General features: G+C 58.2%; 29 protein-coding genes. 12 read left to right on the plus strand and 17 right to left on the minus strand.

Features of this window, described 5'->3' with window-relative positions; translation table 11 throughout:
* From BFP90_RS28895 to BFP90_RS24795, 11 genes are all read right to left on the minus strand, one after another.
* Positions 1 to 174: a hypothetical protein gene (locus BFP90_RS28895; RefSeq protein WP_003189022.1), complete on the minus strand. Its 174-nt coding sequence runs from the start codon at positions 172 to 174 to the stop codon at positions 1 to 3.
* A gap of 86 nt (positions 175 to 260) precedes the next feature.
* Positions 261 to 563, minus strand: coding sequence for a hypothetical protein (locus BFP90_RS24745; protein ID WP_083203328.1), 303 nt, complete (start codon positions 561 to 563; stop codon positions 261 to 263).
* Positions 564 to 1349, minus strand: a complete 786-nt coding sequence (locus BFP90_RS24750; RefSeq protein WP_065898197.1) for a phage tail protein — start codon at positions 1347 to 1349, stop codon at positions 564 to 566.
* A gap of 47 nt (positions 1350 to 1396) precedes the next feature.
* Positions 1397 to 1927: a phage tail protein gene (locus tag BFP90_RS24755; RefSeq protein WP_065898198.1), complete on the minus strand. Its 531-nt coding sequence runs from the start codon at positions 1925 to 1927 to the stop codon at positions 1397 to 1399.
* Positions 1924 to 2652: a phage tail protein I gene (locus BFP90_RS24760; protein WP_065898199.1), complete on the minus strand. Its 729-nt coding sequence runs from the start codon at positions 2650 to 2652 to the stop codon at positions 1924 to 1926. The genes BFP90_RS24755 and BFP90_RS24760 overlap by 4 nt, the downstream gene beginning before the upstream one ends.
* Positions 2649 to 3644: a baseplate J/gp47 family protein gene (locus tag BFP90_RS24765; RefSeq protein ID WP_065898200.1), complete on the minus strand. Its 996-nt coding sequence runs from the start codon at positions 3642 to 3644 to the stop codon at positions 2649 to 2651. The genes BFP90_RS24760 and BFP90_RS24765 overlap by 4 nt, the downstream gene beginning before the upstream one ends.
* Positions 3641 to 3973: a phage baseplate protein gene (locus BFP90_RS24770; protein WP_065886015.1), complete on the minus strand. Its 333-nt coding sequence runs from the start codon at positions 3971 to 3973 to the stop codon at positions 3641 to 3643. The genes BFP90_RS24765 and BFP90_RS24770 overlap by 4 nt, the downstream gene beginning before the upstream one ends.
* Positions 3974 to 3985: 12 nt before the next feature.
* Positions 3986 to 4594, minus strand: a complete 609-nt coding sequence (locus BFP90_RS24775; protein WP_065886014.1) for a phage baseplate assembly protein V — start codon at positions 4592 to 4594, stop codon at positions 3986 to 3988.
* Positions 4595 to 4597: 3 nt separating this feature from the next.
* On the minus strand, positions 4598 to 5113 hold the full coding sequence (locus tag BFP90_RS24780; protein ID WP_065898201.1) for a hypothetical protein: 516 nt from the start codon (positions 5111 to 5113) through the stop codon (positions 4598 to 4600).
* Positions 5114 to 5132: 19 nt separating this feature from the next.
* Positions 5133 to 5471: a phage holin family protein gene (locus tag BFP90_RS24785; protein WP_065886012.1), complete on the minus strand. Its 339-nt coding sequence runs from the start codon at positions 5469 to 5471 to the stop codon at positions 5133 to 5135.
* Positions 5472 to 6063: 592 nt separating this feature from the next.
* Entirely contained in the window at positions 6064 to 6813 is a 750-nt protein-coding gene (locus BFP90_RS24795; protein WP_170876040.1) for a LexA family transcriptional regulator, read from the minus strand.
* Positions 6814 to 7068: 255 nt separating this feature from the next.
* On the opposite strand from BFP90_RS24795, the gene BFP90_RS24800 reads away from it, so the two are divergent.
* Genes BFP90_RS24800 through BFP90_RS24810 form a run of 3 tightly spaced genes read left to right on the plus strand, consistent with a single transcriptional unit; the run spans position 7069 to position 8625 of the window.
* Positions 7069 to 7557, plus strand: coding sequence for a Panacea domain-containing protein (locus tag BFP90_RS24800; RefSeq protein ID WP_065886011.1), 489 nt, complete (start codon positions 7069 to 7071; stop codon positions 7555 to 7557).
* Positions 7550 to 7921: a hypothetical protein gene (locus tag BFP90_RS24805; protein WP_065886010.1), complete on the plus strand. Its 372-nt coding sequence runs from the start codon at positions 7550 to 7552 to the stop codon at positions 7919 to 7921. The genes BFP90_RS24800 and BFP90_RS24805 overlap by 8 nt, the downstream gene beginning before the upstream one ends.
* Before the next feature lie 41 nt (positions 7922 to 7962).
* Entirely contained in the window at positions 7963 to 8625 is a 663-nt protein-coding gene (locus tag BFP90_RS24810) for a hypothetical protein (protein ID WP_065891916.1), read from the plus strand.
* 108 nt (positions 8626 to 8733) lie between these two features.
* Here BFP90_RS24810 and BFP90_RS24815 read toward each other — a convergent pair whose 3' ends face one another.
* Positions 8734 to 9282 carry a hypothetical protein gene (locus BFP90_RS24815; protein WP_065891915.1) on the minus strand — a complete coding sequence of 183 codons (549 nt, stop codon included), beginning with the start codon at positions 9280 to 9282 and terminating at the stop codon, positions 8734 to 8736.
* 410 nt (positions 9283 to 9692) lie between these two features.
* Here BFP90_RS24815 and BFP90_RS24820 point away from each other — a divergent pair, with 410 nt between their 5' ends.
* The 3 genes from BFP90_RS24820 (at position 9693) to fdxA (ending at position 13217) form a co-directional block, all read left to right on the plus strand.
* Positions 9693 to 9974 (plus strand): DUF3077 domain-containing protein, encoded by a 282-nt coding sequence (locus BFP90_RS24820; RefSeq protein ID WP_065898203.1) that lies wholly within the window; start codon positions 9693 to 9695, stop codon positions 9972 to 9974.
* A gap of 185 nt (positions 9975 to 10159) precedes the next feature.
* Positions 10160 to 12751 (plus strand): DNA mismatch repair protein MutS, encoded by a 2592-nt coding sequence (gene mutS / locus BFP90_RS24825; RefSeq protein ID WP_065898204.1) that lies wholly within the window; start codon positions 10160 to 10162, stop codon positions 12749 to 12751.
* Between the two features lie 142 nt (positions 12752 to 12893).
* Positions 12894 to 13217 (plus strand): ferredoxin FdxA, encoded by a 324-nt coding sequence (gene fdxA / locus BFP90_RS24830; protein WP_065886008.1) that lies wholly within the window; start codon positions 12894 to 12896, stop codon positions 13215 to 13217.
* Positions 13218 to 13678: 461 nt separating this feature from the next.
* Here the strand turns inward: fdxA and apbC are convergent, their stop codons facing one another.
* Positions 13679 to 14773: an iron-sulfur cluster carrier protein ApbC gene (apbC, locus tag BFP90_RS24835; RefSeq protein WP_065898205.1), complete on the minus strand. Its 1095-nt coding sequence runs from the start codon at positions 14771 to 14773 to the stop codon at positions 13679 to 13681.
* Between the two features lie 171 nt (positions 14774 to 14944).
* On the opposite strand from apbC, the gene metG reads away from it, so the two are divergent.
* From metG to BFP90_RS24855, 4 genes are all read left to right on the plus strand, one after another.
* A complete protein-coding gene (gene metG, locus BFP90_RS24840) occupies positions 14945 to 16996 on the plus strand; it encodes a methionine--tRNA ligase (RefSeq protein ID WP_065898206.1) in 2052 nt (683 codons plus the stop codon).
* A gap of 87 nt (positions 16997 to 17083) precedes the next feature.
* Positions 17084 to 18070, plus strand: a complete 987-nt coding sequence (gene rsxB / locus BFP90_RS24845) for an electron transport complex subunit RsxB (RefSeq protein ID WP_065898207.1) — start codon at positions 17084 to 17086, stop codon at positions 18068 to 18070.
* Between the two features lie 69 nt (positions 18071 to 18139).
* Positions 18140 to 18778, plus strand: coding sequence for an endonuclease III (gene nth / locus BFP90_RS24850; protein WP_065891910.1), 639 nt, complete (start codon positions 18140 to 18142; stop codon positions 18776 to 18778).
* Between the two features lie 107 nt (positions 18779 to 18885).
* Positions 18886 to 19068: a PA3496 family putative envelope integrity protein gene (locus BFP90_RS24855; protein ID WP_065898208.1), complete on the plus strand. Its 183-nt coding sequence runs from the start codon at positions 18886 to 18888 to the stop codon at positions 19066 to 19068.
* A 91-nt stretch (positions 19069 to 19159) separates the two neighbouring features.
* Here the strand turns inward: BFP90_RS24855 and BFP90_RS24860 are convergent, their stop codons facing one another.
* The 3 genes from BFP90_RS24860 to BFP90_RS24870 form a co-directional block, all read right to left on the minus strand.
* Positions 19160 to 19792, minus strand: a complete 633-nt coding sequence (locus BFP90_RS24860) for a response regulator transcription factor (RefSeq protein WP_003188986.1) — start codon at positions 19790 to 19792, stop codon at positions 19160 to 19162.
* Positions 19793 to 20420: 628 nt separating this feature from the next.
* Positions 20421 to 21638 carry an argininosuccinate synthase gene (locus BFP90_RS24865; RefSeq protein ID WP_065886002.1) on the minus strand — a complete coding sequence of 406 codons (1218 nt, stop codon included), beginning with the start codon at positions 21636 to 21638 and terminating at the stop codon, positions 20421 to 20423.
* 129 nt (positions 21639 to 21767) lie between these two features.
* Positions 21768 to 22676 (minus strand): flagellar protein MotY, encoded by a 909-nt coding sequence (locus BFP90_RS24870; protein ID WP_065886001.1) that lies wholly within the window; start codon positions 22674 to 22676, stop codon positions 21768 to 21770.
* A 156-nt stretch (positions 22677 to 22832) separates the two neighbouring features.
* On the opposite strand from BFP90_RS24870, the gene pyrC reads away from it, so the two are divergent.
* Positions 22833 to 23879 carry a dihydroorotase gene (gene pyrC, locus BFP90_RS24875; protein ID WP_065886000.1) on the plus strand — a complete coding sequence of 349 codons (1047 nt, stop codon included), beginning with the start codon at positions 22833 to 22835 and terminating at the stop codon, positions 23877 to 23879.
* Entirely contained in the window at positions 23876 to 24550 is a 675-nt protein-coding gene (rnt, locus tag BFP90_RS24880; protein WP_065885999.1) for a ribonuclease T, read from the plus strand. Before pyrC ends, rnt begins: the two co-directional genes overlap by 4 nt.
* 258 nt (positions 24551 to 24808) lie before the next feature.
* On the opposite strand, the gene BFP90_RS24885 is transcribed toward rnt, so the two are convergent.
* Positions 24809 to 25411, minus strand: a complete 603-nt coding sequence (locus BFP90_RS24885) for a peroxiredoxin (RefSeq protein WP_057724790.1) — start codon at positions 25409 to 25411, stop codon at positions 24809 to 24811.
* Positions 25412 to 25618 lie beyond the last annotated feature (207 nt).

Raw genomic sequence — 25618 nt, forward strand, 5'->3', positions numbered from 1 at the left:
TTATTCAGCCTTCTTGGGGGTGGAATTGAGGACGCTGGTCAGTTCCAGGCGGCCGGCGGTGCGCAGGGCGGATGCTTCGACGTCCAGCAATTCAAGCTCCTCGCCAGCGGTGGACCAATGGCCGTTACCGATGGGAAAAGGGATGAGGACGGTGTAGGTTTGGCGCGTGGGCATGGGTAGGATTCTCCGGGTGAGAAATGCCTAAGCCCCTGCGGGAGGGGCTTAGGAGAGGCGAAAAAAAACCGCTTTCGCGGTGGGGGTCAGGTGCGATCAGGCAAGGGGTAGAGCGCCTTGATTTCGGCGACTTTGTCGCGCCAGGCCTTCTCTTTTTCGGGGGTTTCGTCGTATTGCCATTCCAGAAACAGAGGATCGGCTTCGGTTACATAGAGTGTGCGACGTGCCGCGATAGAGTTTTCAAGCTGGACGGTTCTAGCGGCCTCATTACAAAGCGCTGTCGCTTGATCAGCGGAAAAGCCGAGACTTTTAAGAATTTCGGGATCAGCTGGAATATTAATTAACTGCTCGCCGCCGGGTGTGACTGCGGACTTGATGGAAATAGTCATTTACGCCCCCTTCGTCGCGTAGATTTTGTCATTGTCATAAGCGTACGCCATGCGTTTTTCCGGCAATGTAGCGCCCAAGACCGCGTCGGCCTCTGAAAGACGATATGGACGAACACACCAACGGATTTCCCAATCACCTTGGCTACTTTCGCCCATAGCCACTTCAGCGTCCAAGCGACTGAAGCCAATAGCGCCCGGGAACGATTTGTTAACGGTGTAGCTCAACCCGCCGCGCAGATAAAGACCCGAGTGAATGGACGACTGAATAATCTGCCCATCGTACACATTCAAGTACAAAGGTCTAACACCCGTTACGTGTCGAGCAATACACGTCATCCCGAAACTGATACCTCGGACCGTTTCACGGTAAGTCTGCGAAATACGTTTTACCGTCAGGTAGTTTCCGTCTCCACTCCATATATGCCCGCACCCCTCCATCTGCAGATTCAACCCCGCAATATGGACGATCCCGCTCCCAAACGGCCAAACACCAACATCGCGATTGTAGATACGAGAAAACGTGACCTCAGTCTCGCCGCTATCATTACCGGGCATCGTCCACCACACCGGGTAGAACGTATCCGTCGGCAATCCCGTCAAATCAATATCCTGACTGTAGAGCGCGCGACCGTTGATATCTTTTGCCTGGACAGTGCTGCGCCAGGCAGTGAATTGGCTGGAAGCGGCATCCACCTGGGCATTTATTTTCCCAATCTGATTAGTCACCGTTTCCGTGAGCTTATTGCACGCATCCACAACCTTCGTAATAGTCGTTTCAATTCCCATCATTGACTCCCTGTCAGTTAATCTTTCCAGCACTTTTGTCAGTGCAACTACTTCGCTTCAAGATGCATCACTCGAAACATCAAATCCACGTGCCGCGACATATTGCCCACCGACGCGGCCGCCATAATGGCGATCTCCTCAGCCAGCAACACATTCAGGTTTTCACTGCCCACTACAATCGTCACGCTATCAGCCGGCAACGGCGAAATATCCAGCGTGAACTTCTGCAGTACCCGAGCCGCCGCTGCTTTATACGTCAGCAACTTCCCCGCTACGGAATACACCGCCAGCAAGGTCCCACTGGCGAGGTAAAAGCCGAACTCGCCAATTTCATACTCATCGTCGCCGTCAAACAGCGCGGCCATCCTGAGTTGGCGCTCGCCCAGGTCTTCGTAATCCACAATGGCGACCCGTTGGCGCTCATCGCGCAAGGCCACTTCCGTGCCATCGGGGTTGTAGCGGCCGGTACCGGCGCCGATGTGGGTGATTTCGCCTTTTAGGCCCTGGTTCCTGGCCTGCAGCACTTCATCCAAACCCTTGGAAGTGAAGCGCACCAGGCGCGTGATTTCATCTGTCATGGCTGCGCCCTGAGGTCGTAGTCGTTAATGGTGTAGTGCCGGGCAACCCCGGCACTGTTAAGCCGGGCGCCAAGCCCGAGTTCCGGCAGCACGCCTTCAAGCAGCAACTCGCCATCGTTGAACGGGGCGTGAGTGGCGCTGCTGAGGGAGAACGCACCGTGTACTTTCATTTCGGGCAAGGCGCCGGGCGGGCTGTCTTCGCCGATGCTTAAACCAGGATCAGCCGCGCCAGCCAGTCGCACACCCTGGGAGGTTTCATGCACGATCGTAATCGTGGCCTGATCCCGCTCGCTTTTGGCCGCGTTGACACGGCGGATCAGCCGGTTGTGGTCGCCACTGGACCAACTGCGCCCAATGATCGCCTGCACGTCAAAGGTGTACGGCATACCGGTTGGCCGCTGCTGATACCAGGCGCTGATGTTGGGAGTAAACCCCAGTGACTCCACCGCATGGCTCAAGGCCTTGGGTGTGCCGGCCTGGCGCTGGATCTGCCAGGACAAGGCCACGGTCAGGCGCTTTTCCGATTCGCTGGCTTGGGCATCCCATTCGCTGACACCTCGGTCGGCGGCCAGGTAAGGCAGAAATTCGCTGGGGGTTTGCAGCGGGTTCATCAACGCTGGAAACGGCGGTGCGACCCGGTCAAGCAGCTTGCCGAACCCTGTATCCAGCGCTTTTTCCAGCGGTGAACTGTTGGCCGGCAATAAACTCGCTTTGGGTTCACTCATAGCGTACGCACCTCCACCTCGACACCTGTGCAATACGGGGCCTGGAACGCGCTGCTGACAATCGGCGCCAGCGGCTCCAGGATTTGCAGTTGCGCCGCCCCTGCACTGTGAATGGCGTAGTCGATCCAACTCGGGTCGACGCGCCCTTCCAGGCGATGGCAGGAGTCAGCGTAAGTCTGCAGCAGTTGCTGCGCCGCCATTTGGGTCAAACCCGAGTCTGGCCCGGCGTTGATCCTGGCGATGACGCGAATCTTGTAGGGTTGAATCTGTGCGCCCTGGACGGTGACGAGATCGGTTTCCGGGCATACATCAGGCCGTGCGAAATGTCGGCGCACACCGTCAAGCAAATCGGCGGATGGGGTACCGTCGCCGTCACGCGACAGCACGGTGACCATCACTTCGCCGGGCGCGATGCGTCGGCCGTTACCGTCCTTGACCTGGGCCGCATAGCCGTCCGGATCGAAGGTGTAGTTGACGGTCACCACGCCCGGCGATGCGCTCTGGACCTTGACCGCCGGCCGCTCGCCGAGGGTGAACACTTCGCGGCGGTACTGCATCCGCGAACCCGCCGCCGGGGCGTGGGGTGCCAGGTAGTAGCGCAGGCGGGCATCGTCGTCGCTTTCAAGGATCGGCGGCACCGGCGGGAAAGCCGCAGGGTCACCGGGATCGAGTACCTGGCGTTCCAGACCCATATCCCCCAGCCGTGCATCCAGGTTACTGCCGGTGGCCCACCACGCCAGCATCTGCTTGATGCGAGCATTGTATTTGCGCTCATGGGTTTGCAGGCGCACGCAGAAAGCTTCCAGCGCCAGGGTCAGCAGCTCGCTTTCGTTGTCGAGGCTGACCTTGAGTTTGGCCGCGCTCTGCGGCGCACTTGCTGCAACGTAGTCGACCACGAAGGCCTTGAACTCGGCCAACAAGGGTTCGAACTCGTCAACCGCGATAATCGCCGGCTCGGCCAGTTGGTTCTGGCCAGGGATCAGCATGCTCATGTCACGACCTCAAAGGTTTGTTGGCGGTTTTTCCAGGTGCCGGCAAAGCGCAGCAGCAGGCCGGCGCCCTGGCGGGTGGCGACGATGACCTGGGGCTGAAAGTCGCCGATGCCGTTCTGAGCGTTGTAGAACGCCTGGGCGGCATGGCTCTGGGCGAGCAGCAGCAGGTCGTCGCCCAGGTTTTGTCCGAGCAACTGCGGGATCAGCGAGCCATACAGCGGACGCTTCTGCCGTGTGCCAATGGGCGTGGTCAGCGCTCGGGTGGCGCGCTGGACGAATTGCAGCCAGTCATCGACGGCCGCCCCGGTGTTGCGATCGATGCCAATCATGGAGTGTCCTTGTCAGGGGCTGATGACCCGACCTTGGTGGTCTATCACCGGGCCGCTGAAGTGAGCACCGCCGGCATCCAGCAACAGTGCGGTGCCGCCGATTTGCAGGGTGATGCCCTGCGGGTTGAGGGTCAGGCTGGCGGCGCCGACCTTGAGGTCGACCTGTTCGCGAGAACCGGTGACCATCGTCGGCCCGTTGGCCCAGTTGAAGGTGTGGCTGGCGTCGTCGTAATCGCTTTGGGTACCGTCTTGATGGCGTCGTCGGGTCACCGAGGGAACCGTCGAGACTGGCGGAAAGAGACTACTGTTGAGGCCGAAAAGAGCCACGGACTGCGCCCCCCCTTCCCCACCGCCGTAGTTGAGCAACAGACATTGCTCGCCTACGGACGGAATACGGGTTTCGGTTTGCGCACCGGCGCTGGGGTTGAAAAAGCGGATGGCCGGCGTGAGCAACTCACCGTGGCTGACCCGGCAGGTATTGCTGGCGGCGTCGACCTGTTGGCAAACGCCAATCCGGCAGAAGCTTTCAGCGCGGCGGTACAAGTCCTCCAGCTGAGCCTCCATCTCCGCCAGCCGCTCGACGATTGGCCCCAGTTGCATGCGTAACAGCGCGTCGAACATGGGCTACTCCGCCAGTGGTCTGTATTGATCGGGGTCATCGATGTTCAAGACGTCCCAGGTACAGGCAAACAGCGGTTGGCCCGTAGGATCGTTGAGTAACTCGGGCCCGAGATAGAGGGTTTGAGTGAAGGAAACAGTCCAGGTGTCGTAGTCCGTCGCTACGGTGGAAACCCTAGAAGGAGCGGCGACCATATTCGTCGGCAAATCGCACTGGGACTGAGGCAAGTTCCAACGGTTGTCCAGCACCAGGTCCATCAGTTGGCTGGCCAGGTCACAGGCATCGAACGGCAATGCGCCGGGGGCAACCATGGCCCTGAGCGAAATGGCCAGGACATGGGCCTTGCGCCCTTCGCGGGAGCGAATGCCCGGACCGTTGCCTTCAACCGTGATCATGACGCCGGTATTCTCCAGGTCACTCTGGAAGTCCCGGTGGCTGCCGACCTTGAGGTCCGGGTAGGCCGCATGCAGCGCCGCGCCGATAGCCTGGGGTAGTTGGGATGGCTTTTCGATAAGGGTCATTTGGGTAGCGTCCTTGCGGTTACTGCGGGTCCTGACGAGACCCTTCATTGATCCCGATGCGCTTGGCTGCCCAGCGCTCATACAGGCCGATGGCCACGTCGGCGCCGGCCATGGCGGTCAGGCAACCAATGGCGCCGGCAGTCCAGATCGACATACCGGCGGCATAACACAGCATCAGGGCCGAAACCCCGCAGACCATGCACGCGCCGGACCTGAGCGCCAGACGGCGGATCAACGACCAGCCGCGGGCGCCCTCCTTGTCGGCGCGCCACATCTCTCCGGAAACGCCGCCGACCAAGGCCAATATGATCACCAGCCAGATAGGCATTTCCGCTAACGCTTGTTGTTCGTTTGTCATGTCACGCCTCCTGGCTGAGCACTGAATAGTCCGTTTTTCAATTACACACACTTCGATAGGTAGGCATTCCAAAAAGCCCGGTAGCCCGGGCTTTTCAGTAATGATGTCCTCGGACTTTCGGCGCTACTGGCGCGGTACGGTCCTTTCCTGAATGTTTTTCCGACCACGATCCCTGTCTGCCGGATAACTGTTTCTGGTGCTTTACGCTGCACACCCGGGTCAGTTGCCAACCCTCTGAACCGTTAAGGCCGGTTCATCGCTGCCTGTTTTTGAAGCTGGGTGAAACTAAAGAGCGTCGGCATCCTTGCCGGTGTTGCCTGGCATCCCTGCCACCGCTTCGATGGCGTCCTTGCCGATGTTGCGTGCCTTCCTTGTCTTCCTTGGCGGCATCCTTGCCGCCTCCACCAGGCCTTGTTGGCTGGCTTGAGACGAATAATATGCATGTATGCATATACAGTCAATGCATAAATGCATTTATTTTTCCGGCGAATATGCATTGGCGCATTCAAAGCCTTATGTGCTCGGGGTTTGGAGGTGTGCTGCAGGCGAAAAAAAACCCGCTCATGGGCGGGTTTCGTCTTACGCGATGAGGTTAGCGGGCGTACATCCCCCACCAGAAAACATGACCGAGGATGCTGATCTGCTCATCCTGAATATCCTGGAAGCTATAGTCTTCATCCGGATGCTCATCACGGTTGAAGCTGCGCAGGCGAATCCCGGAAGGCAGACGGTAGAGCTGCTTCACCCGTAGCTGGCCATTATGATTGATGGCATACAGGTCACCATCGACGATGTCGCCAATCCCGCTCTTGCCGGCATTGACCCCCACCGTCGCGCCATCGCGCAGCACCGGCAACATACTGTTGCCGCGCACCGTCACGCATTTGGCCTGATCGAACTGCACGCCGTTATGCCGAAGGCTGCGCTTTCCAAAGCGCAGGCTGGCTTTCTCACTTTCCTCGATGACGAATCTTCCTGATCCAGCAGCCAATTCAACCTCGCGCAGAAAGGGGATCGACACCTCGTCATCATTAACGGGCGTGTCGTCGTCCCACAGGCTTATGTCCTTGAGCTCCGAATGCATCGGGTCGCGCCCATCATCTCGCAAAGCACCCATACCGGCACCGGCGCGCCCACGCAGGTGATCGGTGCTGACGCGGAAATACTCGGCGATGCGAGAGATGTGTTTGTCCGACGGGTCAACGATCTTGCCGCTGAGGATCCGGGACAGTGTGGATTGAGGCACACCGGTGCGTCGGTGAAGCTCCGTGGGGGAGATCCGATCGCGATCCAGCAGCTCTTTCAAGACGATAGAAACGTTGCGTTTTTGCATAACGCGGATATTGCCGGGAGTCTTGAACGTTGGCAAATGCTAATTTGCATATTTATGCATTAAACAAACAATTTTGTTTAGATTGAAACAAAATACTGTATATGCAAACAGTTAATTGCTTTCTATCATTCAGAACCGCTTGATATCGCCGCAGGGTAGCCTGATGCCACACCGAGCGGATGGACAGGCGCCCTTGCTTATCGACAATTCAGGGCCTATGTATAAGACTCTGGAACAACATGGCCAGCAACGACGGAGGTGCTCATGGCTTATTCAGCGCTAGCTGTCGCTAACGCCTTCATTGAACGCGCGAAGGAAGGCAAGCTTTCGGGCCTGACGCCCATGAAGCTGCAAAAACTGCTGTTCTACACGCAGTCCTGGCATCTGCGTGAACGGGATCAGCCGCTCATGGATGACCACTTCGCCCGCTGGCAATATGGCCCGGTCATCCCGTCGCTGTACCATGAGTTGAAATCCTACGGCAGCCGTCCGGTCACCTCGCTGCTCAGCAATTTGAAGCCGGACGACGAAGACATCATCTTCGTAACACCGAGGATTCCCGACAGTGACACCTATGCCCACCGCCTGATTGATCGGATCATCAGCAAATACGGCAAATGGTCAGGCACCCAACTGTCCAACCTTTCCCACGAGAACGGCACAGCCTGGGCGCTCAAGGGCGCCGACGGTTCCGCCATCGACTGGCAAGACATGGCAGCACTCATTCATCCCAAGAGTCGCATCCGTGAGTGAAGAACTCGACAGTCTGGAACTCACCCTACCCCCCGAGGCAGGACCTGACCAGGACTCACAAGCCGGTGGCGAGCAAGCCATAGGCACCGATGATGAAAGAAACCAGAACCTCAAAGACCAGAAGGCCGAACGGCAACTGCGCAAGAAATATGCGGGGCGTGCGTTCTGGTTTGCTGCCTGCGGAGTGATCTTCTGGGCGGTACTGCTGGTGTGGAATGGGTGGTCGACGTATTACTCGGGTAAGGCGCCGTTCTCGGATAACGTGCTGATTGCCATCACCACGGCGACTTCAATCAATTTGTTTGCGGCGTTTCTTGGGGTGATCAGAGGGTTGTTTCCGGCAAGTGGGCGTAGATCCAGATAGCCTGTTGAACCGCGCGGTAATTCCAACTTTGAAGGATTAATATGCTGCGAAAAAGCCAGATCATCACTCTCCCGGCATTGATCGCATCGGTACTTTTACTCACAGGCTGTCCGCCACCTGCTGAATTCACACAGTGGCGGCGTACCTCCACGAACGTCGATGATGTTAAGGCTGCGATGGCGGAATGTGGTGACCCTGTAGGCGGCTCATTGACTCAATTACCCATAAATGAACAGGTACTCCAGTTTCAATGCATGCAACTTCTGGGTTTTAAGCGTAAAGACGGTTTTGAGTTCTGTGATGTCATGAAAGACACTCCGGCCTGCGTTGAAGCAAAAAAAGGTCGTCCACTAAGCGTGTCCGAGCTTGAGGCTTTGCCGTTTAAAGATGATGACGGTTTCTACCCGATAAAACCCGATTCTGGCCGGTTTGAAGACATGCAGGTCACCTGGCGTAAAGTAGGCGCATCGACGCACCACTCCGTGCAACTGGTCAATGATAAAGAAGCGCTACCGGTCATGTACGCCTGCGGATACCCAAAACCGCTGGGGTCGAACCTGGCCGTCGCCAGCATCGGGCGCACAGCCAAGGCACAACGCTGCATGATTGATCATGGTTTTGAACCGAAGAATAAAATGATTCTGGTCTGCCTGCCTTATCCCACCGTGACGGGTTGTAAAAATGGCGCTGGAGAGAATGAGTGATCAGAGCGATAAATCGCTGAGTTTATGGCGGTGTTACTGCTTGGTGATTTGGCGCGTACTGCTTTCAGGGCGCCCGGTAGCTAATCATTCAGAAACGCAGAAATAGACTTAGCTGAAGTCAAGCGACTCGAAAACTCCTCCCGTAGCCTCACCCGAGGAGATGCAGACTTTGAACGGATACCAGCAATCGTCTACATACCATCCCTCCCCTGTAATAATCCCATCCGCGAGCGAGACTTGGATATTTCTAATCCCGTCCAAAGACAGGCGCTCAGAGCACCAGACCTCAGCCTCGCCTTTAACAAGCCTGAGCCACAACCCATTTGAAACAAGAACACTGTCTAATTCTGGAATGCTGACCAAATACTCGATATCCCCACCGAAATGCTTCAAGAGAACGCCGCTACGAATGTCCACGATATAACCCTGACCACCGGCAACTATCATCACATGGAAAGTTGAACCCAGCTCCAGAACGCAACTGAAGCGGCAAAAACCCGGTTGAAAATTCCCCACCCAAGAAGGCATCGCCTCCGGCGAGAACCTGATGACGACTCCTTCACTATGGTGCCCTTGGCCGGTAGCGCTGAACTGTAAAGGAAGAGGTCCTTCGCCTGGTAGCCCAGCAAGAATCTGATACTTCAGGGTACTCGTCATAAGTTTCCGGGTTGCGAAATTCAAACTAGTCGAATCATGACATTACCTGCCACATCGTTCTAGGAGGCGTGATTTGCCAATGGTGCCTACTGGAGAAAAGTGGACGCATCTATTTCCAGGACACAATTTTCCCAGTTGCACCCTCCCTATCACCACGCTACCCTTCCATTCGTCGCTGCCAATTCAGCGATCGGGCCTGAGAACCCGGCAAGATGCAGGCGCAAAGCGCCCCCAAACCCGATCTGCAGGCGTTTTTTTTCGCCCATCATTTCGTGCAATGGCGGCTGTGCGTGGGAGACCTTCGGGTCTGCCGGGTTCCTGTATCTCCGGTTTCTCAGCCTGCGCACAGCTGCCACCCATTCGCCTGAGAACGAACGTGGTAGCTCTCACTTGATATGGGAGTTTTACCGATGACTGCTACAAATCCGCCTGCGTTAACCACCCTCGGCGTCACCCCCTTCTCCTTTCACTCCGACCAGCCTCTATTCCGCGTCAACAGCGGTGTTTCCCTGCAGGAAGCCTTGCATCACGCCTCCGATCTTCTCCATGTCGCCAAGCTGCTCGCAGAAGATGCGGCGATGACCAAGGAGACGGACCGTTACGCATGGGCGTCGCATTACTTGCAGGAGATGGTCAAGGCGGTGATTTATGATGTGGTGAAGGTGTTGGATTCCCCCAACAACATTCCGTAAGGGCCGATAAAAAGAAGGGGGCGGTGTATTTGAATGGACGCGCTGCGCCCTTCTTCTATTTCTACCTGGCCGTTTGCAACCTGCGAACCCCCGACCTCGCGTGTTAACCTTGCGCCCATTGCAACAAATGCTGGGCCAAGCGCCCCCTTTGCCCCATCACTTTCAACGAATTTGCCTACTACCCAATGAGTAAAAACACCTCCGATCTGTCCTCCCACACGCCAATGATGCAACAGTACTGGCGCCTGAAAAACCAGCACCCTGATCAGTTGATGTTCTATCGCATGGGCGACTTCTACGAGATCTTCTACGAAGACGCGAAGAAGGCCGCCAAGCTGCTGGACATCACCCTGACCGCGCGCGGGCAGTCGGCGGGGCAGTCGATTCCGATGTGTGGGATTCCTTACCATTCATTGGAAGGTTATCTGGTCAAGTTGGTGAAGCTGGGCGAGTCGGTGGTGATCTGTGAGCAGATCGGCGACCCGGCCACCAGTAAGGGGCCGGTGGAACGGCAGGTGGTGCGCATTATTACGCCGGGCACGGTGAGTGATGAGGCGCTGCTGGATGAGCGGCGCGATAACCTGATCGCTGCGGTGTTGGGCGATGAGCGTCTGTTCGGCCTGTCGGTGCTGGATATCACCAGCGGCAATTTCAGCGTGCTGGAGATCAAGGGCTGGGAGAACCTGCTGGCGGAGTTGGAGCGTATCAATCCGGTGGAGTTGTTGATTCCGGATGATTGGCCCAAGGACTTGCCGGCAGAGAAGCGCCGTGGGACCAAGCGTCGTGCGCCGTGGGATTTTGAGCGTGATTCGGCGCTGAAAAGTCTGTGCCAGCAGTTCTCGGTGCAGGACCTTAAAGGCTTCGGTTGCGAAACCCTGACCCTGGCCATCGGCGCTGCCGGCTGCCTGCTCAGCTACGCCAAGGAAACCCAGCGCACGGCCCTGCCGCACTTGCGCAGCCTGCGGCATGAGCGGCTGGATGATACCGTGGTACTGGATGGCGCCAGCCGTCGCAACCTGGAACTGGATACCAACCTGGCGGGCGGGCGTGACAACACGCTGCAATCGGTGGTCGACCGCTGCCAGACGGCCATGGGCAGCCGCTTGCTGACCCGTTGGTTGAACCGTCCGCTGCGGGATTTGACCGTCCTCCAAGCACGTCAGACTTCCATTACCTGCCTGCTTGACGGCTATCGCTTTGAAAAGCTGCAGCCGCAACTGAAGGAAATCGGCGATATCGAGCGCATCCTCGCGCGGATCGGCCTGCGTAACGCGCGGCCTCGTGACCTGGCGCGCCTGCGTGATGCCTTGAGTGCCCTCCCCCAGTTGCAAGTCGCGATGACCGAACTGGACACGCCGCACCTGCAACAGCTTGCAGTCACCGCCGGCACTTACCCGGACCTCGCGGCGCTGCTGGAAAAGGCCATCATCGACAACCCGCCAGCGATCATCCGTGATGGCGGTGTGCTGAAAACCGGCTATGACAGCGAGCTGGATGAGCTACAATCGCTGAGCGAAAACGCCGGCCAGTTCCTGATCGACCTGGAGGCCCGCGAAAAAGCCCGCACCGGGCTGGCCAACCTGAAGGTCGGCTACAACCGCGTGCATGGCTATTTTATTGAGCTGCCGAGCAAGCAGGCGGAGTCGGCGCCTATCGATTATCAACGTCGCCAGACGCTCAAGGGCGCCGAGCGCTTTATCACCCCCGAACTCAAAGCGTTCGAAGACAAGGCGCTGTCGGCCAAAAGCCGCGCCCTGGCGCGGGAAAAAATGCTCTACGAAGCCTTGCTTGAGGACTTGATCAGCCGCCTGGCGCCGCTGCAGGACACCGCCGCCGCCCTGGCGGAACTGGACGTGCTGAGCAACCTGGCCGAACGTGCGCTGAACCTGGACCTCAACTGCCCGCGTTTTGTCAGCGAGCCGTGCATGCGCATCGTGCAAGGGCGCCACCCAGTGGTGGAGCAGGTGTTGACCACGCCATTCGTCGCCAACGACCTGTCGCTGGACGACGACACTCGCATGCTGGTGATTACCGGCCCGAACATGGGCGGTAAATCCACCTATATGCGCCAGACCGCGCTGATCGTGCTGCTGGCACACATCGGCAGCTTCGTGCCGGCGGCCAGTTGCGAGCTGTCCCTGGTGGACCGAATTTTCACCCGGATCGGTTCCAGCGACGACCTTGCCGGTGGGCGCTCGACGTTTATGGTGGAAATGAGCGAAACCGCGAACATCCTGCATAACGCCACCGACCGCAGTCTCGTGTTGATGGACGAAGTGGGTCGCGGCACCAGTACGTTTGACGGCCTGTCGCTGGCATGGGCGGCGGCCGAGCGTCTGGCACATTTGCGCGCCTATACGTTGTTTGCCACCCACTACTTCGAACTGACGGTGTTACCGGAAAGCGAGCCGCTGGTAGCCAACGTGCACCTCAATGCCACCGAGCACAACGAGCGCATCGTGTTCCTGCACCACGTGCTGCCGGGCCCGGCCAGCCAGAGTTATGGCTTGGCGGTCGCGCAGTTGGCCGGCGTGCCCAATGATGTCATCACTCGCGCCCGCGAGCACCTGAGCCGCCTGGAAACCACGGCCCTGCCCCATGAAACCGTGGTCGCCAGCCCTGCCAAGGCCAGCAGGAAACCCGCCGCGCCGCACCAGAACGACCTGTTCGCCAGCCTACCCCATCCGGTACTCGATGAGCTGGCCAAGCTTGACCTGGACGACGTGACGCCGCGTAAAGCGCTCGAAATGTTATATGCACTGAAGACTCGGATATAACGCACACGCGTGCAAGCTGGTAGACTCTCGCGCGGTTTGGGATGCTGCGGGCTTTTAGCCTGGCCCGCAGACTATCGCTCCCGAACCTCGCGAGCCCTGCCACACAGGGTTTCGCTGCCGCCGCCTGAGGAGAAAATTAGAAATGACCTTCGTCGTCACCGACAACTGCATCAAGTGCAAGTACACCGACTGCGTAGAAGTGTGTCCGGTGGACTGCTTCTACGAAGGCCCGAACTTCCTGGTCATCCACCCGGACGAGTGCATTGACTGCGCCCTGTGTGAACCAGAATGCCCGGCTAACGCCATCTTCTCTGAGGATGAAGTACCTGCGGGTATGGAAAACTTCATTGAGTTGAATGCCGAGCTGGCGGATATCTGGCCGAACATCACGGAAAGAAAGGATGCTCTGCCCGATGCGGAAGAATGGGATGGCAAACCCGGCAAGATTGCAGACCTCGAACGCTGATAGCAGCGTCGTTGCCAAAAAAAAGGCCCCTTGCGGGCCTTTTTTGCGTTTTCATGTAGCCGCTTTCACTTTTCTACAGGCGAAAAAAGGGGCGGTATGACCCGCCCACATTTTTTCCCTAGTCCCTTTAATCCTTTTCATCGTCCTGATGAATCGCATCCTGCGACATTCCTTCAAACCACCGTTCCTTGATGGCTGTGCCAATCCGTGGACACAGGGCTGATGTTAGAGCCTCCCAAGATAAGTTCAACGGGATCCAAACGGATGGCGGCCAATCGGCGATGTTCAAGTGACATTAAATAATTGTTTTATTTCAACAAGTTAGAAATATCGCTCGCAGACTTGAGACGCTCATTCCTGGTAAAAAAACCGAATACCTACATGAAGGTAAGCGAATGCTTACACGACTGATTGGGAAAAGAGCGTCACAAGCCTATGCGGTACTGTTCCTACAGCACGATTCAGTCGTCGCTGACGGTGATCGTCGGCATCGCGGGGCTGCTCGCCTCCTGCAGCACTATCCGCGCGCCCACATGGCGGGCCAGTTCCTGATACACCATGGCAATCTGGCCATCGGGCTCGGCAGCCACGGTGGGCTTGCCGCCATCGGCCTGTTCGCGGATGGACATCGACAGCGGCAACGAGGCCAGCAGTTCGACGCCGTATTGAGTCGCCAGCTTCTCGCCACCGCCCTCGCCGAAGAGATGTTCGGCATGGCCACAGTTTGAGCAGATGTGCACCGCCATGTTTTCCACCACGCCCAGCACCGGAATGTTGACCTTACGGAACATCTCCACGCCTTTCTTCGCGTCCAGCAATGCCAGGTCCTGGGGCGTGGTGACGATCACCGAGCCGGCCACCGGGACTTTCTGCGCCAGGGTCAACTGGATATCGCCGGTACCGGGTGGCATGTCGATCACCAGGTAGTCCAGGTCGCCCCAGGCGGTCTGGGTGACCAATTGCAGCAGCGCCCCGGAAACCATCGGCCCGCGCCAGACCATGGGCGTGTTGTCATCGGTCAGGAACGCCATGGACATCACTTCCACGCCCAGGGACTCGATCGGCACAAACCACTTCTGGTCCTTGACCTTGGGTCGTGTGCCTTCGGCAATGCCGAACATCACACCCTGGCTCGGGCCATAGATATCGGCGTCGAGGATGCCCACGCGGGCACCTTCACGGGCCAGGGCCAGGGCCAGGTTGGCGGCGGTGGTGGATTTACCCACCCCGCCCTTGCCCGATGCCACGGCGATCACGTTCTTGACGTTGGCCAGGCCAGGGATCTGTGCCTGGGCCTTGTGCGAGGCGATCACACATCGGATGTCGACCTTGGCCGAGCGCACGCCGTCGAGGCCTTCGATGGCCATTTGCAGCATCTGCGCCCAGCCGTTTTTGAACAGGCCGGCGGCGTAGCCCAGCTCCAGCTGGACCGATACCTGGTCAGCCTGTACCTCGATGGCCCGCACACAGCCGGCACTGACCGGGTCCTGGTTCAAATAGGGGTCGGTGTACTGGCGAAGGACGGCTTCCACCGCTGCGCGATTGACGGCGCTCATGGGCAACTCCCGAAAAAGACTGACTGAAACAGGCGGCTATCCTAACCGTTCCAGGCCACCAGCGGCATGCTTTCGCAGGATCGGAAGATGCTGAAACAGCACCACGGGGTGAAATAAATTTCCCGGCGCTTTATAGTGGCCGACCTCCGTTTCATCAAGTAGCCGAGCCCCATGTCCGAGCCACGCAAGATCCTCGTCACCAGCGCCCTGCCCTATGCCAATGGTTCCATCCATCTTGGCCATATGCTTGAGTACATCCAGACCGATATGTGGGTGCGCTTCCAGAAGCATCGCGGCAATCAATGCATTTATGTCTGCGCGGACGACGCCCACGGTTCGGCCATCATGTTGCGCGCCGAAAAGGAAGGCATCACCCCGGAACAACTGATCGCCAATGTGCAGGCTGAACACAGCGCCGACTTTGCCGAGTTCCTGGTGGAGTTCGACAACTTCCATTCGACCCACTCCGACGAAAATCGTGAGCTTTCGAGCCAGATCTACCTGCGGTTGAAAGACGCCGGGCACATTGCCACGCGTTCGATCACCCAGTATTTCGACCCGGAAAAGAAAATGTTCCTGGCCGATCGCTTCATCAAGGGCACCTGCCCGAAATGCGGCACCGACGACCAGTACGGCGACAACTGTGAGAAATGCGGTGCCACCTATGCACCCACCGACCTGAAGAACCCGAAGTCGGCCATCTCCGGCGCTACCCCGGTACTCAAGGATTCCCAGCACTTCTTCTTCAAGCTCCCGGATTTCCAGCAGATGCTGCAAACCTGGACCCGTAGCGGCGCCTTGCAGGATGCCGTGGCCAACAAGATCGCCGAATGGCTGGATGCCGGCCTGCAACAGTGGGATATTTCCCGCGATGCGCCGTACTTCGGCTTTGAAATTCCGGGCGAGCCGGGCAAGTACTTCTATGTCTGGCTGGACGCGCCGATCGGCTACATGGCCAGCTTCAAGAACCTCTGCGACCGCACACCGGCGCTGGACTTCGATGCGTTCTGGGGCAAGGATTCCACTGCCGAGCTGTACCACTTCATCGGCAAAGACATCGTCAACTTCCACGCGCTGTTCTGGCCGGCGATGCTCGAAGGTTCGGGCTACCGCAAGCCGACCGGCATTGCCGTGCACGGCTACCTGACGGTGAACGGGCAGAAGATGTCCAAGTCCCGCGGCACCTTCATCAAGGCGCGCACCTACCTGGACCATCTGTCGCCGGAATATTTGCGTTACTACTATGCGTCCAAGCTGGGCCGTGGCGTCGACGACCTCGACCTGAACCTGGAAGACTTCATTCAGAAGGTCAACTCGGACCTGGTCGGCAAAGTGGTCAATATCGCCAGCCGTTGTGCCGGTTTTATCCACAAGGGCAATGCGGGTGTGCTGGTCGCTGAAAACGCCGCGCCGGAACTGACCGATGCCTTCCTGACCGCCGCGCCGAGCATCGCCGACGCCTATGAAGCCCGCGATTTTGCCCGCGCCATGCGCGAAATCATGGGCCTGGCCGACCGCGCCAACGCCTGGATTGCCGACAAGGCGCCATGGTCGCTGAACAAGCAGGAAGGCAAGGAAGCTGAGGTCCAGGCGATCTGCGCCACGGGCGTCAATCTGTTCCGTCAGTTGGTGATCTTCCTCAAGCCGGTGCTGCCGCTGCTGGCCGCCGATGCAGAGGCGTTCCTCAACGTCGCGCCGCTGACCTGGAACGACCACGCCACGCTGCTCGGCAACCATCAGTTGAACGCGTTCAAGCCATTGATGACCCGCATCGACCCGGTGAAAGTCCAGGCCATGACCGACGCCTCGAAAGAAGACTTGGTCGCCAGCCAGACCGATACCGGCTCGACCGCGCCAGCCGATGACAGCGAGTTGGCCAAAGACCCTATTTCCGAGGAAATCGAGTTCGACGCTTTCGCCGCCGTGGACCTGCGGGTTGCACTGATCGTCAAGGCCGAAGCCGTGGAAGGCGCCGACAAGCTGTTGCGCCTGACCCTGGATCTGGGCGGCGAGCGACGCAATGTGTTCTCCGGCATCAAGAGCGCTTACCCGGACCCGTCCAAGCTCGATGGTCGCCTGACCATGATGATCGCCAACCTCAAGCCACGAAAAATGAAATTCGGTATCTCTGAAGGCATGGTGATGGCGGCCGGTCCTGGCGGCGCAGAAATCTATCTGCTCAGCCCGGACAGCGGCGCCAAGCCAGGTCAACGCATCAAGTAACCCCTGCAGGATGCCCCGGCGTTTCGACGTTGGGGCTTTTCAGCCCGCCTGCATCGGCGGGCCGGGCGTCAACGCAATGATCAAAGCATGAACCTGATTCAACGTATCGACGCGCTGCTACCGCAGACTCAATGCGGCAAGTGCGGGCACCCGGGCTGCAAGCCTTACGCCGAAGGCATCGCTAACGGCGAGGCGATCAACAAGTGCCCGCCCGGAGGCCAGGAAACCATCGCCGGGCTTGCGCAATTGCTGCGCGTGCCGGTGCTGGCCCTGGATACGAGCCGCGGCGACGCGCCGGCCCAGATCGCCTACATCCGTGAGGCTGAATGCATCGGTTGCACCAAATGCATCCAGGCTTGCCCGGTGGACGCCATCATTGGCGCCGCCAAGTTGATGCACACGGTCATCATCGACGAGTGCACCGGTTGCGACCTGTGCGTCGCGCCCTGCCCTGTCGACTGCATTGAGATGCGTCCACTCACTCAAGTCCTGCCAATTGTGGGTGACCTGGCGCGCAGCGACGACGAGCGGCGCGAACGTAGCTTCAAACGTGACCGGGCACGTCGGCGCTTCGAACAGCGCAACGCACGCCTGCAACGTGAGCAAGCCTGCAAACTCGCCGAACGCGTGGCGCGGGCCAAGCGCATTGCGCCCGTGGCAGCGGTATCAGCCGATAGCCATCAGGCCGCTCAGGATGCAGCGATCAAGCAAGCCAAAATCAGTGTCGCCATGAGCCGTGCGCAGTTGCACAAATCCCTGAAGGCGTTTGGTCACCCCCCGACCTTTGAGCAACAGTCGCAATTGATTGCCCTGCAAAGGCAGTTCGAAGCCTCGGAGCAGGCGCTTGCCGCGCTGGAGGTCAACGTCCCGCCACCGCTGCCTACAAGCAAAAGCGCTGAACTCAAGCGCGCGAAGATCCAACTGGCAATGCGCCGGGCAGCATTGAAAAAGGCCCAGGATCAACAGGCTGACGAACAGCAACTGGCACACTTGAGTGCCGCGCTGGACGCCGCCGAGCAGACGCTGCATGACGCCCAGGCCACTTGCGACGCCAGCGCCAACGGTAACGCCTGACCCACAACCGACGCTGCGTTGTGTATTGCTACAATTACGTCGACAGCCTGCAAGGAAACGTCCCTCCCTATGAACGCTGCAAAACGCCTGGAAATTTTCCGCAGGTTTCACGAAGACAATCCGGAACCCAAGACCGAACTGGCCTACTCCTCCCCGTTCGAGCTGCTGATCGCAGTGATCCTGTCGGCCCAATCCACAGACGTCGGCGTCAATAAGGCCACAGCCAAGCTGTTTCCGGTGGCCAATACGCCGGAGACGATTTATGCCCTGGGTGTGGAAGGGTTATCGGCGTACATCAAGACCATCGGCTTGTACAACAGCAAGGCCAAGAACGTGATCGAGACGTGCCGCCTGCTCATGGAACTGCACGCCAGCGAAGTACCGCAAACCCGCGAAGCCCTCGAAGCATTACCCGGCGTGGGCCGCAAGACCGCCAACGTTGTACTCAATACGGCGTTCCGGCAGCTCACCATGGCGGTGGATACGCATATTTTTCGCGTCAGCAACCGTACCGGCATCGCTCGCGGAAAAAATGTTGTGGAGGTCGAGAAACAGCTGATGAAGTTCGTGCCCAAGCCCTATCTGCTCGATTCCCATCACTGGCTGATTCTTCACGGGCGCTATGTTTGCCAGGCGCGCAAGCCTCGGTGCGGCAGTTGTCGGATCGAAGATCTATGTGAATACAAGGACAAGACCTCCGACGATTGAGGGTTGTCGGGTTTTGCCTATGAATCGATTGAAAAAATCTTTTTTACGCGTCCGTGGTTTATCGCTATAAGGAGCGCCAATGGCAGTCTTAGCCTGGAGTGAACCTTATGAGCACTGGCAAAGAACAACTGGAAGTAGATGACGAACCGGTGGAGCTGGAAGACGATGAGGCGCCAGCGCCTGTCCCGGAGGTGGCCAAGACCAATTTGAGCAAACGCCTGATTATCGACAACCTTCTGGAAGAGCGACGCTTGCAAAAACAATTGGCCGATTACGACTTCGACCTCTGACCATCCGACAGCCAGCCGGAAGCCTCCCTGACGGAGGCTTTTTTGTGCCGGATCTTACAGCGGTGTCAGAAGGGTGAACGCCCCCTCCTCCTCACACCAAGCCATTGCGCTGGGCCAGCTCTATCAGGTCGACCAGTGACCGGGCATTGAGCTTCAGCAGCAGGCGCGTCTTATAGGTGCTGACGGTCTTGTTGCTCAGGAACATACCGTCGGCAATCTCCTTGTTGGTTTTGCCACGGGCCAGCTGTTGCAGCACCATCATCTCCCGCCCCGATAAACGTTCCACCATGTCAGCCTCACTGGCGTTGCCCATGGTGGACCGCACCGAGTTGAGCGCCTGGTTCGGGAAGTAGCTGTAGCCGGAAAGCACCGCCTTGATGGCGCTCAACAACTCGGTCAGGTCCTGTTGCTTGCACACGTAGCCGGCGGCACCGGCCTGCATGCAACGCATGGAAAAATGACCAGGTGCCTGGGACGTCAGCACCAGCACCTTGAACGACACGGCTTGCTTGGTCGAGGCCAGCCGGCAAATAACTTCAAGGCCATCGAGTTTGGGGATTCCAATATCCAATATGACAATATCCGGCATATGTTCCCGCGCAAGTTGCAGCGCATCGACACCGTTATCAGTCTCGGCAACAACCTCATAACCATGACGCTCCATTAGCATGCGCACAGCTAGCCGAATGACGGGATGATCATCCACGATCAGCACTTTATTCATGAGAAAGTCCAATTTCGCTGTTCGAATTATTTAGAGAAAGCACAATAGCCTAGTCGCCTGCTAGTTGGCATAGCGTGCCCCCCCGAGCAACAGCAGGCAGAGACCCAACCCACAACAAGAAAGGAATTAGCCTACAAAAATTCGCCAACTTTAGTGTATTGGGCTTTATGGAACCCTTCAGACCTTTCCCTGCTCGTACATATTTTGAGTGAAATATCCTCATCCCGAGGCCTATGCCGTAAACGTTGCGCACAGCGCTCTCAGGAAATACCCCTTGCTTACCGTTGCGGCTTATACAAAGGGCTGAAAAAACCCCGTCAGCTTCAGTTCCATTTAACATATTTATATACATCCAATTTTCCTACAGAAAATTCCACAAATTACAGATCCTTTGCGCCTATATGAGTGAATTTTCTGTAAGACATGGTTCCTGTCTAGATGTAAAAAACCTTTCCGTAGGAGAGTAGATTTCTGAAACTGAAAAAATCTCGAAAGACTTGAATAAAACGCTTAAACACATACCAAACACTTTTAAACGTTGCCCACGCCTGATTAATGTTTGTATCGGTATATTCAGGGCAAAAAAAAGCCCCTTGCATAAGGGGCTTTCTCACAACAGGCAAAACACTCAGAACAACTTGCGTCCCTTGTTGGCCGCGATGCGCATGCGCAAGGCGTTCAACTTGATGAAGCCGGCCGCGTCCGCCTGGTTGTAGGCACCGCCATCTTCCTCGAAGGTCGCGATGTTGGCGTCAAACAGTGACTCATCGGACTTGCGACCGGTCACGATCACATTGCCCTTGTACAGCTTCAGGCGCACCACGCCGTTCACGTGGGCCTGGGAGGCGTCGATCATCTGCTGCAGCATCAGGCGCTCAGGGCTCCACCAATAGCCGGTATAGATCAGGCTGGCGTACTTGGGCATCAGCTCATCTTTGAGGTGGGCCACTTCACGGTCCAGGGTAATGGACTCGATGGCGCGGTGAGCACGCAACATGATGGTGCCGCCCGGTGTTTCGTAGCAGCCACGGGACTTCATGCCGACGTAACGGTTCTCGACGATGTCGAGACGACCGATGCCGTGTTCGCCCCCGATACGGTTCAGGGTCGCCAGCACGGTGGCGGGTGTCATCTCGACACCATCCAGCGCGACGATGTCACCGTTGCGGTAGGTTAGTTCCAGATACTGCGGCTTGTCTGGAGCATTCTCCGGGGAGACGGTCCATTTCCACATGTCTTCTTCGTGCTCGGTCCAGGTGTCTTCCAGCACGCCGCCTTCATAGGAAATGTGCAGCAGGTTGGCATCCATCGAGTACGGGGACTTCTTCTTGCCGTGACGCTCGATCGGGATCGCGTGCTTTTCAGCGTAATCCATCAGCTTTTCACGGGACAGCAGGTCCCATTCACGCCAAGGCGCAATCACTTTCACGCCGGGCTTGAGGGCGTAGGCGCCCAGTTCGAAACGCACCTGGTCGTTGCCCTTGCCGGTGGCGCCATGGGAAATGGCATCGGCGCCGGTTTCGTTGGCGATTTCGATCAGGCGCTTGGCGATCAGCGGACGTGCAATGGAGGTGCCGAGCAGGTACTCGCCTTCATAGACGGTGTTGGCGCGAAACATCGGATAAACGAAATCGCGGACGAACTCTTCGCGCAGGTCGTCAATGTAGATCTCTTTCACGCCCATGGCTTGCGCCTTGGCACGTGCAGGTTCGACCTCTTCGCCCTGACCCAGGTCAGCGGTGAATGTCACCACTTCACAGTTATAAGTATCCTGCAGCCACTTGAGGATCACCGAAGTGTCCAGGCCGCCGGAATACGCGAGAACGACCTTGTTTACGTCGGCCATGCCATCACTCCACGGGGTTGTACGGAAAGGCAACGATTCTACCGATCAAAACCGCGAATTTACAGGGGCGCGACAGCAAATGAAGATAAAGCGACAGATTGTGTCGAACGAGCGACCGATGACCGCGCCTTACGAGGTCGCAGCAGGGTTGCTCGGAGTTGCGGCCTGGGGTGCCGGTTTCTCGGGCGCCGCCACGCGTTCGAGCTGCACGTTGACCCGACGGTTGCGCGCTCGATTGGCGGCGTTGGTGTTGGGCGCCAAGGGGTAGCTTTCACCATGGAAACGCATCGTGATCTGGGATTCCGGGATGCCGTTGGCCTTGAAGTAGTCCACTACCGCCAAGGCACGGCGTCGTGAAACATCACGGTTGGTCAGGCGGTTGCCGCTGTTATCCGAATGGCCGTTCAGCTCGATGTGGTTGACCGTAGGGTCGGCTTTCATGAACGCGACAATGACCGACAGTTTCTTCCGGGCCGCTGCATCCAGTTCGATGCCACCACCGGGGAAACCGACTTCCGTTTGTTTAACCTGATCGTAGTTCATCGGCAACAGCTTGGTAGTACACAACTGATAGTCGTTGTAGGCCTTGGAGAATTTCACCGGCAGCAGGCGAATTTCCGAATAACCGCCTTCGCGTCCGTAGTGCCGCACGGTCGGGCTGCGGCCTTCGAGCAAACCGGTGAACAGACGCCCGGCCTGGGCCTGGGAGCTGTTAAACAGCACATCACCACTGCCGACGCGTACCGCACCGAGGTTGATGTCGCCACGGCCCGGTTGCCAGGGCGCGGCGGCGGCCAGCAACGTGGCGGAACCGGCACCGAGCGAACCACTGTAGGCTTTCAGGCGAAAGGTCGCCTGCTCGCCCGCCCGGCGCACAAACTCACCCGAGCCGAAATCAGTGATCGGCTGGGTCAGGCGGCACTCGAACTGATCGCCCTCCACTTTCCACTCAATATTCTCCAGGCGTGTCTGGAACGTGAGGGCCATCGCGGGCAGGCTGGCGAACACACTGAGCAGGGCTAGATAATGCTGGCGCACGGGAGGCTCCACTGGTTTCTACAACACTTCAAGGCGTCATACATCGTTAAGGCATACCCAGTGCTATCGGTTGCATCCTGCAAAACTTGATAGCGAGTGCCTGCACGAGTCTTTTCCGGTAGCATTCCCACCAGATTGACCCGCCTGGAATCCCCAATGTCCGACCGCCTGACCCTGCTGCGTCCCGACGACTGGCATATACATCTTCGTGATGGTGCTGTGTTACCCCACACCGTGGCCGATGTCGCGCGCACATTTGGACGCGCCATCATCATGCCTAACCTGGTACCTCCGGTGCGTAACGCCGAGCAAGCCGATGCCTATCGCCAGCGTATCCTCGCTGCACGACCGGCCGGCAGCCGCTTCGAACCGCTGATGGTGCTCTACCTCACCGACCGCACCCAGCCTTCGGAGATTCGCGAGGCCAAGGCCAGCGGTTTCGTGCACGCCGCCAAGCTGTACCCGGCCGGCGCGACCACCAACTCCGACTCCGGCGTGACCAGCATCGACAAGATACTGCCGGCCATCGAAGCCATGGCCGATGTGGGCATGCCGCTGTTGATCCACGGTGAAGTCACCCGTGGCGATGTCGACGTGTTCGATCGCGAAAAGATCTTCATCGACGAACATATGCGCCGCGTGGTCGAGCTGTTCCCGACCCTCAAGGTGGTGTTCGAACACATCACCACCGCAGACGCCGTGCAGTTCGTCACCGAGGCTTCGGCCAACGTCGGCGCGACCATCACCGCACACCACCTGTTGTACAACCGCAATCACATGTTGGTGGGCGGTATTCGGCCGCACTTCTATTGCCTGCCGATCCTCAAGCGCAACACCCACCAGGTGGCGTTGCTGGATGCCGCGACCAGCGGCAACCCGAAGTTCTTCCTCGGCACCGATTCCGCGCCCCACGCCCAGCACGCCAAGGAAGCCGCCTGCGGTTGCGCGGGATGCTACACCGCGTTTGCCGCCATCGAGCTGTACGCTGAAGCGTTCGAACAACGCAACGCCCTGGACAAGCTTGAAGGTTTCGCCAGCCTCAACGGCCCGCGCTTCTATGGCCTGCCGGCCAATACCGACCGCATCACCCTGGTTCGTGAAGACTGGACCGCCCCCGCCAGCCTGCCGTTTGGCGAGCTGACCGTTATCCCGCTGCGCGCCGGTGAAACACTGCGCTGGCGCCTGCTGGAGGAAAGCAAGTGAGTGAAGACCATTACGATGAAGACCAGGAACATGGCGGTGGCGGCGGTTCGCGCCACCCGATGGCCGAGCGTTTCCGAGGCTACCTGCCTGTCGTTATCGATGTAGAAACCGGCGGTTTCAATTGCGCCACCGACGCGTTGCTGGAAATTGCCGCGACCACCATCGGCATGGACGAGCAGGGCTTCGTGTACCCGGATCACACCCACTTCTTCCGCGTCGAGCCGTTTGAAGGGGCCAACATCGAAGCAGCGGCCCTGGAGTTCACCGGCATCAAGCTTGATCACCCGCTGCGCATGGCGGTGAGTGAAGAAGCGGCGCTGACCGACATCTTCCGTGGCGTACGCAAGGCGCTGAAGGCCAACGGCTGCAAGCGCGCGATCCTGGTAGGGCACAACAGCAGTTTCGACCTGGGCTTCCTGAACGCCGCCGTGGCGCGGCTGGACATGAAACGCAACCCGTTTCATCCGTTCTCCAGTTTCGACACCGCCACGCTCGCCGGCCTGGCCTATGGCCAGACCGTGCTGGCGAAAGCCTGCCAGGCCGCCGGCATCGACTTTGACGGCCGCGAAGCTCATTCGGCGCGCTACGACACCGAAAAGACCGCCGAGCTGTTCTGCGGCATCGTCAATCGCTGGAAACAGATGGGTGGCTGGGAAGACTTCAGCGACTGAGACTCGTCCCGCCAGGTCTGTAGGAGCGAGCTTGCTCGCGAAAAACGTCAACGATAACGCGTGCTTGCTGAATGAACGCGGTGCCTGTGAGTTTTTCGCGAGCAAGCTCGCTCCTACATGGCATTGGGGCTTGCGGCGTGTCAGTGACGTATTTATGGGCTGATACTGCGCAATCACGCGCAAGTCGAATCGTCGCACCGCACCGCCCATAAAAAAACCGGCCCTCACAGGCCGGTTTTTTTCTACCTTGAATCCGGCTTACAGCTTGCCGGCGTTCTCGGTCAGGTAAGCCGCCACACCTTCGGTGGAAGCGGTCATGCCTTTGTCGCCTTTTTTCCAGTTGGCAGGGCAGACTTCGCCGTGCTCTTCGTGGAATTGCAGCGCGTCGACCAGGCGAATCAGCTCTTCCATGTTACGGCCCAGCGGCAGGTCGTTGATGATCTGCGAGCGCACAACGCCCTTATCGTCGATCAGGAACGCGCCACGGAAAGCCACACCGCCTTCGGACTCTACGTCGTAGGCCTTGGCGATATCGTGCTTCATATCGGCAGCCATGGTGTATTTGACTTTACCGATGCCGCCATCGTTGATGGCTGTGTTGCGCCAGGCATTGTGGGTGAAGTGGGAGTCGATGGAAACGGCGACCACTTCAACGTTGCGTGCCTTGAAATCGTCCATGCGGTGATCCAGAGCGATCAGCTCGGATGGGCAGACGAAGGTGAAGTCCAGCGGGTAGAAGAACACCAGGCCGTATTTGCCTTTGATGGCTTCAGACAGTTTGAAGCTGTCTACGATTTCGCCATTGCCGAGGACGGCAGGTACGTCGAAATCCGGGGCTTGTTTGCCGACGAGTACGCTCATTGGATATCTCCTGATGAAGGGGTGACGATTGAAGTAACAGGACCAGCGTCGAGTCTGCCGTGTAGTGGCGACAGACCTGTGACGCGGTCACGCTTCGTGAAGACCGACCATCATACACCGAAAAAACCGTTCGTCAGCGCGCAGGCAATACCCAAGGGACAGTCGACGAAACTATTTTGACAATCATTCTCGTTAACATTAAGATCC

Origin of the sequence: Pseudomonas sp. 24 E 13, assembly GCF_900004715.1 — a bacterium.
GTDB lineage: Bacteria > Pseudomonadota > Gammaproteobacteria > Pseudomonadales > Pseudomonadaceae > Aquipseudomonas > Aquipseudomonas orientalis_A.